Origin of the sequence: Curtobacterium sp. C1 (assembly GCF_021049325.1) — a bacterium.
In the GTDB taxonomy this organism is placed as follows: Bacteria; Actinomycetota; Actinomycetes; order Actinomycetales; family Microbacteriaceae; genus Curtobacterium; species Curtobacterium citreum.
In genome coordinates, this window is sequence record NZ_CP088076.1 from 943,794 (window position 1) to 957,817 (window position 14,024).

Sequence of the window (14,024 nt, forward strand, 5' to 3'; positions counted from 1 at the left end):
CCTTACACTCGGAAGGGCATCACTCGTCGCCTGGAGGGGGACGGCGAGACGGCCTTCCCGGGGGAGACCATGCTGCTCATCGCCGCGGCCCTGCTCACCGCCTCGATGCACTCGCTCGGAGTGATCGAGGCCGCTGGGGTGCCCACGGCGGCGCACTCGTCCGCACACGGTGTCGTCGCTGCCGCTCCGACGCGCTCCGCGGACGGACTGCTCGGCACCGCGCGGGGCACGGACTTCCTCGCCGACCTCGCGACCGTCGACCGGGACACGCTCGCGGCCGCCGGGCACGACGACCGCGTGCTCGCCACCGCGCAGGACACCCCGCCGGCCGCGGCCGACGTGGCCGGGTGGTGGTCCGCGCTCGACGACACCACGAAGGCCCGACTCGTGGCCCTCGCCCCCTCGGTCGTCGGGAACCTCGACGGGGTTCCGTACGACGTCCGGGACCGGGCGAACCGGGTCGCCCTCGGCATCGACCTCGCCGACCCCGGCACCACGGCGGCCGAGCGCGCGATGCTCGACCAGGTGCGGGACTCCCTCGAGCACGCCGCGGGGACGCCGTACCGGTCGCTCGTCGTGCTCGACACCCGGGGGACGGGCCGCGCGGCGATCGCGGTCGGCGACCTCGGGACCGCGGCGGACGTCACGGTCGTCGTCCCCGGGATGTTCTTCACCGTCGGCGGCCAGATGCACGACTTCACGGACACCGCCGGCGACGTGTACCGGGAACAGACCGCGGTCGCCGGACTGGCGCGTCCGGACACCCGGCGCGGCAGCGGCACGGGCGAGGCCGTCCTGGCGTGGATGGGCTACGAGACGCCGGACCTGTCGAACATCCTGTCGCTCGACCTCGCGAAGACCGGCGCCGGGCGGCTCGAACGACTGGTCGACGGGCTCGACGCCGTGCGCGGCCCGGGGGAGCGGCCGCGGCTCAACGTCGTCGCGCACTCGTACGGGTCGACCACGGCGATGATGGCCCTGGCATCCGGGCGGATGCAGGCGGACACGCTCACGGTCCTCGGCTCGCCCGGCAGCGACGTCCGTTCCGCGGCGCAGCTCGCCGTCCGCCACGGGCAGGTGTTCGTCGGTGACGCGCACGACGACCCGATCGCGGGCACCGGCTACTTCGGCACCGACCCGGGCTCGGCCGGGTTCGGCTCGACGCTCCTCGACCTGTCGGACGACCTCGCTGCGCAGGGCGACAGCACGTTCCGTCGGCCGGTCGGGCACAACGACTACCTCAAGCCCGGGACGGCCTCGCTGCACGACGTTGCGCTCATCGCGGTCGGCCGCGGCGACCTCGTCCGGCACCAGGGCGGCGGCGGACCGGGCGGTGACGGCTCGACCCAGCCCCTGCCCGACATGTACCTGGTGCGCCCCCAGGACCTGCAGCCGCGGGACTGACCGCGCCGCCCGACCGCCTGCCGGGGCCGTGGCGAGGCGGGCCGCGGCCGACGGACCGACGTGCCACGATCCTCCAGGCCGGCCCACGTGCTTCCTGAAGGGGTTCCTGTGGGCCGGTGCAGCCACCGACGGTTCCACGGCAGAACCACCCCAGACCACGCCCGTACGGTTCCGCCATGCGTGCGTTGCGGTGGCCCGGTGCCCTCTTGTCGTTCGTGGTGATCTCCGGCCTGGCCGGGATGCTCGTCGCGGTCGCGGTGACGCCGGCGGTCGCCGTCGCCGGCGAGGGCACCTCCGGCGCGGTGGCGTTCTTCGAGGACCTGCCGAGCTACCTCGACATCCAGGCCCCGCAGCAGGTGTCCTCCGTCTACGCGACGCAGGGCGGCCAGCAGGTCAAGATCGCGTCCTTCTACAGCGAGAACCGGACCGACGTCACCTCGAACGCGATGGCGGACACGCTCAAGCAGGCCGCCATCGACACCGAGGACCCGCGCTTCCGGCAGGAGGGCGGCATCGACGTCCTCGGCACCATCCGCGGCGTCGCGGCGACCGTCGTCGGCGGCGACGTGCAGGGCGGGTCGAGCATCACGCAGCAGTACGTCAAGAACGTGCTCGTGCAGCAGTGTGAGGAACTGACCGGCAAGGACGCCGCCGACACGCAGAAGAAGATCGCCGCCTGCTACCAGGACGCCGCCGGGGTCACCCCGCAGCGCAAGCTCCAGGAGATGCGGTACGCGATCGCCGTCGACAAGAAGTACTCGAAGGACCAGATCCTCACCGGGTACCTCAACCTGGTCGGGCTCGGCGGACGGGTCTACGGCGCCGAGGCCGGAGCCGAGTACTACTTCGGCGTGCACGCGAAGGACCTGTCGCTCCCGCAGTCCGCGACGCTCGTGGCGATCCTGAACAACCCGTCGAACCTGCGCATCGACCAGCCGAACGACAAGGACAACGGGCAGGCGAACGGCTACGCGCTGACGAAGGACCGCCGCGACTACGTGCTGCAGCGCATGTACGTGCACCACGACATCTCGAAGGCGCAGCTCGATCAGGCGAAGGCCACCCCGATCACGCCGAAGATCACCGACACGGCCAACGGCTGCTCCGCCGCGGCGAGCACGTACGACGCCGGGTACTTCTGCGACTACGTGCGGAACCAGGTGCTGCAGGACCCCGCGTTCGGCAAGACCGCTGCCGACCGCATCGAGACGCTCGACACGAAGGGGCTCGAGATCCACACCTCGCTCGACCTCGACCTGCAGGCCCAGGCACAGTCGGCGCTGTCGTCCTACGTCCCGGCCACCATGGACGGCGTCGACGTCGGCGGGACCAACGTCACCGTCGAGCCGGGCACCGGTCGCGTGCTGTCGATGGTGCAGAACACGAGCTACACGCAGAGCGACAACGGCGGTGCCGGCGCGACCGCGATCAACTACAACGCGGACACCGCGTACGGCAACTCCGGCGGCTTCCAGACCGGTTCGACGTACAAGGTGTTCACCCTGGCGGAGTGGCTCGCGTCCGGGCACACCCTGTCCGAGTCCGTCAACACGACCGAGCACACCTTCCCGCAGTCCGAGTTCACGAACTCGTGCGTGCGACTCGGCGGTGACCCGTGGAAGGTCGCGAACGCCGAGAGCGTGCCCGCGTCGATGACCGTGCAGGCGGCGACGTCGGAGTCGATCAACACCGCGTTCGGCGCGATGGCGAAGCAGCTCGACCTCTGCAAGATCAAGGAGACCGCGCAGGCGATGGGCATCCACCAGGCGGACGGGTCCGCGCCCGACTCCAACCCGGCGTCGGTGCTCGGGACGAACAACCTGTCGCCGATCGACCTGGCGGAGGCCTACGCGGGCTTCGCGAACGGCGGCATCGTCTGCACCCCGACCGTGATCGACTCCGTCAAGGAGGCCGACGGCACGAGCATCACCCCGTCGCCCTCGTCCTGCACCCGGGGTGTCTCGCAGCAGGTCGCCGGCACCGTCGACTACGCCCTGCAGGGGGTCCTGACCGGCGCCGGGACGGCAGCCACGGCGAACCCGGGCGACTCCGTACCGAAGTTCGCGAAGACCGGCACCACCGACGGTGACGTGCAGAACTGGCTCGTCACCTCGACGACGAAGTACACGAACGCGACCTGGATCGGGAACGTGCAGGGGAACGTCGGGCTCGCGAACGTGCCGTTCCCGCACGGGACGACCGGGTACAGCGCGAAGTTCGGGGTCGGCCGCTCGATGATGACCTACCTCGACCAGACGCTGTCCGGCGGGGCGCTGCCGGCGCCGGACCCGGCGATGATCGGTTCGGTGGCGAAGGCGCCGTCGTCGTCCTCGTCCGGTGAGTCGACCGCGGGTTCGACTGCGGGTTCGGCCTCGTCCGGGCAGGGCGCCGGTTCGACGCCGTCCGCGCCGTCCACGCCAGCTGCTCCGGCTGCTGGTGGTACTGGTGCTGGTGCTGCGGCCGGGTCTGGTTCTGGTTCCGGCTCGACCGGCGGCGGTGCGTCCGGCGGCGGATCCGGGAAGGGCGGGACGACCGGGCCCGGCTCGGGTTCCGGCAAGTAGCGGACAGGAGGCGCGGTGCCGGCCCGGTGGGTCGGCGCCGCGCCTCCGCTGTGTGCGGGTACCGGGCTTGTGGGTCGCGGCGTGCAGTGCGGCTGCGCTCGGCGCGGGGCGCGGGGCGGCGAGCGGGCGAAGTACGCGGTGTCCGGCGGGAGTGGCGCGACGATTCCGCCCGCTCGGGGTCCGGGGTCGGCTGCGCGCTGCGGAACCGGGCCCGCGCGGCGGATCGGGCCCGTGCCTCCAGGCCGTGACGGGGCGATGCTCGCGACCGCGAGCGGGCGTTCCGTGCGGTGCGCGCTCCCTACGGCAGGTGGGAAGCACCCACTCGCGTGGAGCGAGGCGGCGAGCGGGCGGAAAGGGTGCGTCGCCTGGCGGGGTGGGCGCGGATACCGCCCGCTCGCGGAACGGGAACGGGGGCGGGGGCGGGATCGGGGAGGGAACGGGCCCGGAACCGGAGCGGGACCCGAGCGTCGGGACCGGCCAATAGACTGGTGCGCATCCCACGAACCGATCGACGGAGCACCATGCCTGACATCACGAGCGAGCAGGTCGCGCACCTGGCGAACCTCGCCCGCATCGCACTCACGCCCGACGAGATCGAGAAGCTGACCGGTGAGCTGTCGCACATCGTCGAGAGCGTCGCCAAGGTCGCCGAGGTCGCGACCGACGACGTCCCCGCGACGAGCCACCCCGTGCCGCTCGGCAACGTCACCCGACCCGACGTGGTGGGGCAGACGCTGACCCAGGAGCAGGCGCTGTCCGGTGCCCCCGACTCCGACGGCGAACGGTTCCGGGTGACGGCGATCCTCGGCGAAGAACAGTAGGCGACAGAAGATGACCGACGACATCACCAAGCTCAGCGCCGCGGCGCTCGCCGACGCCCTCGTGGCGCGCGACGTCTCGAGCGTCGAGGCCACCCAGGCCCACCTCGACCGCATCGCGGCCGTCGACGGGGACGTCCACGCGTTCCTGCACGTCAACGAGAACGCCCTCGCCGTCGCGAAGTCGATCGACTCTCGCCGCGCGGCCGGGGACGACCTCGGTGCCCTCGCGGGCGTGCCGATCGCGATCAAGGACGTCCTGTGCACGCAGGACATGCCGACGACCTCGGGTTCGAAGATCCTCGAGGGCTGGCGGCCGCCGTACGACGCCACCCCGGTCGCCAAGCTCCGCGCCGCCGGCCTCGTGCCGCTCGGCAAGACGAACATGGACGAGTTCGCGATGGGCTCGACCACCGAGTTCTCGGCCTACGGTCCGACGCACAACCCGTGGGACCTCGACCGGATCCCCGGCGGGTCCGGCGGCGGTTCGGCCGCCGCGGTCGCCGCGCACGAGGCACCGTTCGCCCTGGGCTCCGACACCGGCGGCTCGATCCGCCAGCCGGGCGCCGTCACGGGCACGGTCGGTGTGAAGCCGACGTACGGCGGGGTCAGCCGCTACGGCGCGATCGCGCTGGCGTCGAGCCTCGACCAGATCGGTCCGGTGTCGCGGACGGTCCTCGACGCCGCGCTCCTGCACGACGTCGTCGGCGGGCACGACCCGAAGGACTCCACGTCCATCCCGGACGCCTGGCCGTCGATGGCCGCGGCCGCGCGCGAGGGCCTGCAGGCGGACACGCTCCGCGGGCTCAAGGTCGGCGTCGTGAAGGAGCTCGCCGGTGGCGAGGGCTTCCAGGCCGGCGTCACGCAGCGCTTCCAGGAGACCGTGGCGATTCTCGAGGCCGCCGGTGCCCAGGTCGTCGAGGTCGACGCCCCGAGCTTCGCGTACGCGATCAGCGCCTACTACCTGATCCTGCCGGCCGAGGCGTCGTCGAACCTCGCGAAGTTCGACTCCGTGCGCTTCGGCCTGCGCGTCACGCCCGAGAACGGCGCGACCGTCGAGGACGTCATGGCCGCCACGCGCGAGGCCGGCTTCGGCCCGGAGGTCAAGCGCCGCATCATCCTCGGCACGTACGCCCTGAGCGCGGGCTACTACGACGCGTACTACGGCTCCGCGCAGAAGGTCCGCACCCTGGTGCAGCGCGACTTCGCGGCCGCGTTCGAGCAGGTCGACCTGCTCATCAGCCCGTCGGCCCCGACGACCGCCTTCCCCCTGGGGGAGCGGCTCGACGACCCGCTGTCGATGTACCTCAACGACCTCACGACGATCCCGGCGAACCTCGCCGGCGTGCCCGGCATGAGCATCCCGAACGGCCTCGCGCCGGAGGACTCGCTGCCGACCGGCGTGCAGCTGATGGCCCCGCAGCGCGAGGACGCCCGCCTGTACCGCTACGGCGCCGCCCTCGAGCGCCTGCTCGAGCAGCAGTGGGGCCACCCGCTCATCGACAGCATCCCGGACCTCGACCCGTACCAGCAGTCCGCTGCGCAGGAAGGTGTGATCTGATGGCGCAGAAGGACGCGCTGATGGACTTCGACGAGGCGCTCGAGCGCTTCGAGCCGGTGCTCGGCTTCGAGGTCCACGTCGAGCTCGCGACGAAGACGAAGATGTTCTCGGACGCCCCGAACTTCTTCGGTGGTGAGCCGAACACGAACGTGACGCCGGTCGACCTCGGGCTCCCGGGGTCGCTGCCGGTCGTGAACGAGCAGGCCGTGCGCTACTCGATCCAGCTCGGGCTCGCGCTCGGCTGCTCGATCGCCGAGTCCTCGCGGTTCGCCCGGAAGAACTACTACTACCCGGACAACCCGAAGAACTACCAGATCTCGCAGTACGACGAGCCGATCGCGTTCGAGGGCGAGGTCGAGGTCGAACTGGCCGACGGGACGATCTTCAACGTCCCGATCGAGCGCGCCCACATGGAGGAGGACGCCGGCAAGCTGACCCACGTCGGCGGTGCCACCGGTCGCATCCAGGGCGCCGAGTACTCGCTCGTCGACTACAACCGCGCCGGTGTCCCGCTCGTCGAGATCGTCACGAAGCCGATCTTCGGCGCGAAGGACCGCGCCCCCGAGCTCGGTGCCGCCTACGTGCAGGTCATCCGCGACCTCGTCCGTGCGCTCGGCGTCTCCGAGGCCCGCATGGAGCGCGGCAACCTGCGCTGCGACGCGAACATCTCGCTGCGCCCGTGGGGCCAGGAGAAGCTCGGCACCCGCACCGAAACGAAGAACGTCAACTCGTTCCGTGCCGTCGAGCGCGCGATCCGCTACGAGATCCAGCGGCAGGCCGCGATCCTCGCCGCCGGCGGCACGATCACGCAGGAGACCCGGCACTGGCACGAGGACACCGGCCGCACCTCGGCCGGCCGACCGAAGTCCGACGCCGACGACTACCGCTACTTCCCGGAGCCCGACCTGCTCCCGGTCGTGCCGGACCCCGCCGTCGTCGAGGAACTCCGCGCGTCCCTGCCGGAGGCCCCCGTCGCGCGTCGTCGTCGCCTCAAGGGCGAGTGGGGCTTCAGTGACCTCGAGTTCCAGGACGTCGTGAACGGCGGCCTGCTGGACGAGGTCGAGGCCACCGTCGCCGCGGGTGCGTCGCCGCAGGCCGCCCGCAAGTGGTGGACAGGCGAGATCAGCCGTGTCGCGAACGCGCAGGAGACCGCAGCGGGTGACCTCGTGTCGCCGCAGCACGTCGCCGAGACGATCGCGCTCGTCGAGTCCGGGGACCTGACCGACCGCCTGGCTCGCCAGGTGCTCGAGGGTGTCATCGCCGGCGAGGGCTCGCCCGCCCAGGTGGTCGAGTCGCGTGGGCTCAAGGTCGTCTCCGACGACTCGGCGCTGACCGCCGCCGTCGACGAGGCCCTCGCGGCCCAGCCGGACGTGCTCGCCAAGATCCAGGACGGCAAGGTCCAGGCAGCGGGCGCGATCATCGGTGCGGTGATGAAGGCCATGAAGGGTCAGGCCGACGCGGCCCGGGTCCGCGAGCTGGTCCTGGAGCGCGCGCAGCAGTCGTAGCGCGACCAGCAGACGGACTGGAGGCACGTGGCGGGTCCGCCACGTGCCTCCAGTCCGTCTCGCGGCCCGTCTGCGGTGGGGTCACCGATCCTGGGGACGCGTCAGCGACCCGGTGACAGGATGGGTCGTGACCGCAACGATCCGCGCCGTCGGGACCGCCGTCCCCAACACCACCCTCGACCAGGCGGCGGTGCGGGACCTGTTCGCCGGCCAGCCCGACCTCGGCAGGCTCGGCCGCCGACTCGTGCCGGCCGCCTTCGAGGGATCCGACGTCGCACACCGGCACACGGTCCTCGAGGAACTCGACAGCGCGCGGCCCGGCGGGACCTTCCGGCAGGACGACGGCGCACTCGTCTCGCCGTCCACGGGCACGCGGAACGACCGCTACCGGGACCTCGCCCCGGCCCTGTTCGTCGCCGCAGCCCGGGACGCCGTCGAGCGCGCGGGGATCGAGCCCGCACGGGTGACGCACCTCGTCACGGTGTCCTGCACGGGGTTCACCCAGCCCGGGCCGGACATCGACGTCGTCGCGCAGCTCGGACTGCCCGCCGGGGTCTTCCGGCACCACATCGGCTTCATGGGGTGCTGCGCGGCCTTCCCGGCGCTCCGCATCGCCGCCGCGTTCACCGAGGCCGACCCGGACGCGGTCGTGCTCGTCGTCTGCGCGGAGCTCTGCACGCTGCACGTCCGCGCATCGGACGACCCCGACCAGATCGTCGCGAACAGCGTGTTCGGGGACGGGGCCGCCGCGGTCGTCGTGACGCAGGGCGGACCCGGGCTCCGGATCGAGCGGTTCGCCACCGCCACGGTCCCCGAGGGCGCCTCCGAGATGGCGTGGAACATCGGCGATGAGGGCTTCGAGATGATCCTGTCGACGGCCGTGCCGAAGCTCGTCGGCGTGCACGTGCCGGCCGCGGTGCAGGGACTGCTCGGCGAGGGCGAGACCCCGTCGGACGTGCCGGTGTGGGCCGTGCACCCCGGTGGCCGGGCGATCGTCGACCGCGCGCAGGAGTCGCTCGGGCTGCCGGACGCGGCGGTCGCGTCGAGCCGGAGCGTGCTCCGCGACCACGGCAACATGTCGAGCGCGACGGTGTTGTTCGTGCTCCGCGACGCCCTCGAGCAGGGTGTGCCGGACGGGTCGTCGCTCGTGGCGGTCGCCTTCGGCCCCGGGCTGACGGTGGAGAGCGCCCGACTGACGGCGGTCACGGCGTGAGCGGACGTGCCGGAGGGGAGCCGCGCCTCCAGGCCGTGGACCTGAGCGCCCGCGCGACGGACCTGCGCGAACTGATGGACGACCCGGACTGCGACCCGCGCGCCCTGGAACGGACCTTCCGGCGGTTCGCCGTCGTGAACGCCCTGGTCAGCGGGTGGCGCGCGGCGTGGCGGACGCACGTCGTGCCGGCGCTGCCCGCCTCGGGACGCGCGCGGATCCTGGACCTGGGGTGCGGCGGGGGCGACCTGGCCCGGGCGCTCGTGCGCTGGGCGGGGAGCGACGGGTTCGCGGTCGAGGTCGTCGGGATCGACCCCGACGAGCGGGCGATCGCGTCGGCGCGCCGCTCCACCGCGCGGGGCGTGACGTTCAGACAGGCGTCGAGCGGCGAGCTCGTGGCCGCGGGGGAGCGCTTCGACGTCGTGGTGTCGAACCACGTGCTGCACCACCTGGACGACCCGGCGCGGGCGGCGTTCCTGGCGGACTCGGAGCAGCTCGCGACGAGTCGGGTGCTGCACTCGGACATCCGGCGGTCGCGGCAGGCCTACCGGGCGTACGCGGTGGCGTCGCCGCTCGTGGCGGCCGGGACGTTCGTGCGGGTGGACGGACTGCGGTCCATCCGGCGGTCGTTCACCGTGCCCGAACTGCAGGACGTGCTGCCGGCGGGGTGGCGTGCGGAGCGGGCGGCGCCGCACCGGGTGCTCGCGGTGCGGGACGCCTGAGGGGAGCCCCGGCGGCCGGGCCGCCGGGCGGGGCGCCGGCTGAGCCGAGTCTCGCGCTGTGCGACGAGCCTCGCGCTCGCGGGGCCGAGTTTCGTCGCTGAGCGCGAGACTCGTCCCGCCCGCCGGGCGCACCGCGCACCGCGCCCGCGCGCGCCGCGCGCTACGGGCGCAGCAGCACCTTGATCGCCCGCCGCTCGTCCATCGCCGCGTACGCCTCGGGCGCCTGCTCGAGCGGCAGCTCGAGGTCGAACACCTTGCCCGGCTCGATCGCCCGCGACAGCACGTCGGGCAGCAGCTCGGGGATGTACGCGCGCGCCGGGGCCATGCCGCCACCGACGGTGATGTTCTTCGCGAACAGGAACGGCATCGGCAGCTCGGGGTCGCCCGCCGGGACGCCCACGTAGCCGACCGCGCCACCGGGACGGACGACCCGGAGCGCTTGGTCCATGCTCTCCGCGGTGCCCACGGCCTCGAGGGCGCAGTCCGCGAGGTCCCCGCCGAGCAGCTCCCGCACCGCCGCGACGCCCTCGTCGCCGCGGGTCTCGACGACGTCCGTCGCGCCGAACTCCCGCGCGAGGGCCTGACGGTCGGCGTGCCGGCTCATCGCGATGATCCGCTCGGCACCCAGGCGCGCGGCCGCGAGCACGGCGGACAGCCCGACCGCGCCGTCGCCGACGACCACGACGGTCTTGCCCGGCCCGACCCCGGCGGAGACGGCCGCGTGGTGCCCGGTCGAGAAGACGTCCGACAGCGTCAGCAGCGAGGGCACGAGGTCGTCGTCCACGGGACCCGGCACGACGACGAGCGTCGCGGCGGCGTCCGGCACGCGGACGTACTCGGCCTGCGCGCCGCCCAGCGGGTGACCGTACGCGTCCGGCGTCACGCCGAAGGTCGAGCCGTGGTCGCAGCCGCTCGTCATGCCGTGTGCACAAGCCTGGCAGGTGCCGTCGTTCGTGGTGAACGGTGCGATCACGAAGTCGCCGACGGACAGGCCGGTGACCGCGTCGCCGACGGACTCGACGACACCGACGAACTCGTGCCCGATCGCACGGGGCTCCGTCGTGTCGCGGACGCCGCGGTACGGCCAGAGGTCCGACCCGCACACACAGGCGGCGGTGACCTTGACGACGGCGTCGGTGGGGTCGATGACGGTGGGGGCGTCACGCTCCTCGACGCGGATGTCGCGGGGGGCATGGATGACGGTTGCGCGCACGATGGGCCTTCCGATCGGTGGTGGTCACGGCGCGTGCCGAGACGCGCCAGGGTGCCGGCGCCGTTGCGGGACCCGTCGACACTACGCTTCCCGGGTGGACGACGACCGGTACGGCAGTGACGTGCTCTCGGGCGACTGGCGCTCGCAGGGCGTCAAGAAGGTGCGGCAGGTGCCGCTCGAGCGCGACATGGTGCTCGAGGACCCGGACTCCGGCTGGGCGGGCGCCGTCGTGGGCCTCGAGGCGGGCAACGTCTCCTTGGAGGACTGGAAGGGACGCACCCGCGCCTTCCCCTTCACCGGGCAGTTCCTGCTCGAAGGGGAGCTCGTCACGCTCGGCCGCCCGCAGGCCCCGGTCGGCCGCTCCGGGGGTGCGCGTCCGGCCGCCGGTCCGACAGGTGGTGCGGCGGCCCCGGCCGGGAGGATCGGGGCAGCGCCCGCCGTCCGGCACGCGTCCGACGGTGGTCGCCTCCGCACCGCGTCCGGGTCGTTCGCGGTCGAGCAGCAGCGCGCGCGGGTGGCGCTCCCGTCGCGGATCATGGTCGAGGGCAGGCACGACGCCGAGCTCGTCGAGAAGGTCTGGGGCGCCGACCTCCGCGTCGAGGGCGTCGTGGTCGAGTACCTGGAGGGCGTCGACAACCTCGCCGAGGTGCTCGACGAGTTCCGGCCCTCGCGCGACCGTCGTGTCGGCGTGCTCGTCGACCACCTCGTCCCCGGGTCGAAGGAGTCCCGTTTCGCCGACGCCGTGATGCGCGGGAAGTGGGGCGCGCACGTCCTGGTCGTCGGGCACCCGTTCGTGGACGTCTGGCAGTCGGTGAAGCCGTCGCGGCTCGGGCTGACCGCGTGGCCGACGATCCCACGCTCGATCGAGTGGAAGAAGGGGATCCTGCAGCACCTCGGCTGGCCCGCGGACGAGCAGGCGGACGTCGCCCGTGCCTGGCAGCGGATCCTCGGGCAGGTGCGGACCTTCGCCGACCTGGAGCCGCAGTTGCTCGGACGCGTCGAGGAGCTCATCGACTTCGTCACCGAGCCGAAGGCCTGACCCACCCGGCCACCCGCGCGCTCCTGCTGCGGGGCGGGCGCACCACGTGCCTCCCGGCCGTTGCGGCCTGCCCGCGTGCCCGCCTCGCCCACGCGAGCGGGCGGAATCCGCGGCGCGCGTCCGCCTGAGCCATCCGTTCCCGCCCACTCGCCGGGGTGGGCGCTCCCGCGTCGGACGCGCGTGCGCGTGAGCGGGCGGAATCGGCGGGACCTGTCCGGCTGAGCGATCCGTTTCCTCCCGCTCGCGCGCGGTCCCGGGGTGAACGGCGTGTCGCGGCCTACTGTTGAAGGATGGACGGCATCGACGGGCGTGTGCGCGGCGCCGTCGACGTGTGGCTCCGCTGGCTGCCGCGGTGGCAGATCGGGACCGCACGGCCGCGGACCCGGATCTGCCGGAAGTGCACCGGGTCGCCGATCGCCTCGGCGGCGGGCTTCGGGCCGGACGTCCCGCACGCCGTGCAGCACGCACTGATCGGGCGGATCTCGACGATCATCGAGGACGCCGTGGACGACTACACGGCGAAGAACCTCCCGCTGCTGCAGCGCGAGCTCGAACGGGCCGCGGCACGGAAGCGGCACGCGGGGTACCAGCCGACCGAGGGACTGTCGCCCGAGTTCCAGGGACTCGACGTCGACCCGGAGCCCTCGGCGGGGGAGCCGTTCCTGTTCACCCTCGGCGAGTTGACCGGCACGGGCGCCGCGGAGCAGGCCCCGCGCGAACCCCTGTCCGAGGAAGCGAAGGCCGCGCTCCGGCACGAGATCGCCCTGTCCGACGAGTGCGCCCGCGCGACCGGGACGGCCGTGTGCCTGGCGCTCGTGGAACACCGCCCGCGGATCGCCGAGGCCGTCGAGCGCCTGGTGGAACCGCAGATCGCGGCGCTCGTGTCGGACATGTTCCGCGGGTTCGACGGCCCGGAGACCACCCGCGACGGCCTGTTCTGAGCAGGCAGCACCAGCGCGGCGATCGTCAGGACACCGCGCGGAGCGTCCGACCCCGGATGACGGTGCCGCGGAGCGACCGGTGCTCGACCGGGCGCGAAGGGTCGTCGATGCGGCCGACGACGAGGTCGATGGCCTCACGGCCGATCCGCTCGATGGGCTGCTCGAGGGTCGTGAAGCCGATCCAGTCGTTGGCCAGCGGGAAGACCCCGTCGAACCCGGTCACCGAGAGGTCCTCGGGCACACGGATCCCGCGGCGGGACAGCGCGTCGCAGAGCTCGAGCATCAGCCGGTCGGTCGGGCACATCACGGCCGTGGCACCGGACTCGCGCACGACGTCCTGGACGTCCGCGGCCAGCTCGGACACCGGTCGGACGAAGCTCGCGTCGAGGTCGACCACGCGCACCCCGCGCTCCCGGAGCCGCTCGACCATCGCGTGGGTGCGAGCGTGCTGGGTCAGGGCGTCGCCGACCGGGACGGTGAGCACGACCGCGGTCCGGTGACCCGCTGCGACGACCGTGTCCGCGATCGTCGCGCCGCCGTGCGTCTCGTCGCAGTACACGCTCGACAGCGCCGGGTGCAGCTCGGGTCGACCGGCGACGACCGTCGCGATGCGGGGCGCGAACTCGGCGATCTCCGCCGCGGGCATGAGGCCGCTGCAGACCACGAGTCCGTCGACGCGCATCGACACGAGGGCGGCAAGTGCGGACTTCTCGTCCTGCACGCGTCCGACGCCGGTGGTCGTCACGACGCGGTACCCGAGCTCGGAGGCCCGCCGTTCCATCACGGCGTGCAGCGCGGTGTAGACCATTGACGAGGCGTCACGGACGAGCATCCCGATGGTGTGCGTGCGGCCGCTGACGAGCCCCCGCGCCATGGCGTTCGCGACGTACCCGAGCTCGGCCGCAGCACGTTCGACGCGCTCACGGGTCTCGTCGGAGAACCGTCCGGTACCGGACAGCACCCGGGACACCGCGGACTTCGAGACGCCCGCGCGGGCTGCCACGTCGAGGATCGTCGGTTGTGCGCCGCGCCCCCGGGGTTGCCGGTCGC

11 protein-coding genes are annotated in these 14,024 nt (G+C 73.0%); 9 read left to right on the forward strand and 2 right to left on the reverse strand.

Annotation, left to right across the window (positions count from 1 at the left end; genetic code table 11):
- Nucleotides 1-69 precede the first annotated feature (69 nt).
- The 7 genes from LQK89_RS04670 to LQK89_RS04700 all read left to right on the forward strand — a co-directional run bounded on the left by LQK89_RS04670 (nt 70) and on the right by LQK89_RS04700 (nt 9,781).
- Nucleotides 70-1,404 carry an alpha/beta hydrolase gene (locus LQK89_RS04670; protein WP_231050338.1) on the forward strand — a complete coding sequence of 445 codons (1,335 nt, stop codon included), beginning with the start codon at nt 70-72 and terminating at the stop codon, nt 1,402-1,404.
- 176 nt (nt 1,405-1,580) lie between these two features.
- Entirely contained in the window at nt 1,581-3,965 is a 2,385-nt protein-coding gene (locus LQK89_RS04675) for a transglycosylase domain-containing protein (RefSeq protein WP_231050339.1), read from the forward strand.
- Nucleotides 3,966-4,486: 521 nt separating this feature from the next.
- Entirely contained in the window at nt 4,487-4,786 is a 300-nt protein-coding gene (gene gatC / locus LQK89_RS04680) for an Asp-tRNA(Asn)/Glu-tRNA(Gln) amidotransferase subunit GatC (RefSeq protein ID WP_058728900.1), read from the forward strand.
- A 10-nt stretch (nt 4,787-4,796) separates the two neighbouring features.
- Nucleotides 4,797-6,344 (forward strand): Asp-tRNA(Asn)/Glu-tRNA(Gln) amidotransferase subunit GatA, encoded by a 1,548-nt coding sequence (gatA, locus tag LQK89_RS04685; RefSeq protein ID WP_058742244.1) that lies wholly within the window; start codon nt 4,797-4,799, stop codon nt 6,342-6,344.
- The gene (gatB, locus tag LQK89_RS04690) at nt 6,344-7,849 is read left to right on the forward strand and encodes an Asp-tRNA(Asn)/Glu-tRNA(Gln) amidotransferase subunit GatB (RefSeq protein ID WP_144802323.1); all 1,506 of its coding nucleotides are present in this window, start codon (nt 6,344-6,346) and stop codon (nt 7,847-7,849) included. The genes gatA and gatB overlap by 1 nt, the downstream gene beginning before the upstream one ends.
- A gap of 127 nt (nt 7,850-7,976) precedes the next feature.
- Nucleotides 7,977-9,062, forward strand: coding sequence for a type III polyketide synthase (locus LQK89_RS04695; RefSeq protein WP_231050340.1), 1,086 nt, complete (start codon nt 7,977-7,979; stop codon nt 9,060-9,062).
- Entirely contained in the window at nt 9,059-9,781 is a 723-nt protein-coding gene (locus LQK89_RS04700; protein WP_083520003.1) for a methyltransferase domain-containing protein, read from the forward strand. Before LQK89_RS04695 ends, LQK89_RS04700 begins: the two co-directional genes overlap by 4 nt.
- A gap of 160 nt (nt 9,782-9,941) precedes the next feature.
- Here LQK89_RS04700 and LQK89_RS04705 read toward each other — a convergent pair whose 3' ends face one another.
- The gene (locus LQK89_RS04705; protein WP_175324872.1) at nt 9,942-10,994 is read right to left on the reverse strand and encodes a zinc-dependent alcohol dehydrogenase family protein; all 1,053 of its coding nucleotides are present in this window, start codon (nt 10,992-10,994) and stop codon (nt 9,942-9,944) included.
- A gap of 94 nt (nt 10,995-11,088) precedes the next feature.
- Here LQK89_RS04705 and LQK89_RS04710 point away from each other — a divergent pair, with 94 nt between their 5' ends.
- Complete coding sequence (locus tag LQK89_RS04710) at nt 11,089-12,033, forward strand: DUF3097 domain-containing protein (RefSeq protein WP_058742249.1); 945 nt, start codon at nt 11,089-11,091, stop codon at nt 12,031-12,033.
- Nucleotides 12,034-12,323: 290 nt separating this feature from the next.
- Nucleotides 12,324-12,974 (forward strand): spermidine/putrescine ABC transporter substrate-binding protein, encoded by a 651-nt coding sequence (locus LQK89_RS04715; RefSeq protein ID WP_231050341.1) that lies wholly within the window; start codon nt 12,324-12,326, stop codon nt 12,972-12,974.
- 25 nt (nt 12,975-12,999) lie between these two features.
- On the opposite strand, the gene LQK89_RS04720 is transcribed toward LQK89_RS04715, so the two are convergent.
- Nucleotides 13,000-13,977: a LacI family DNA-binding transcriptional regulator gene (locus LQK89_RS04720; protein ID WP_231050342.1), complete on the reverse strand. Its 978-nt coding sequence runs from the start codon at nt 13,975-13,977 to the stop codon at nt 13,000-13,002.
- Nucleotides 13,978-14,024: the final 47 nt, after the last annotated feature.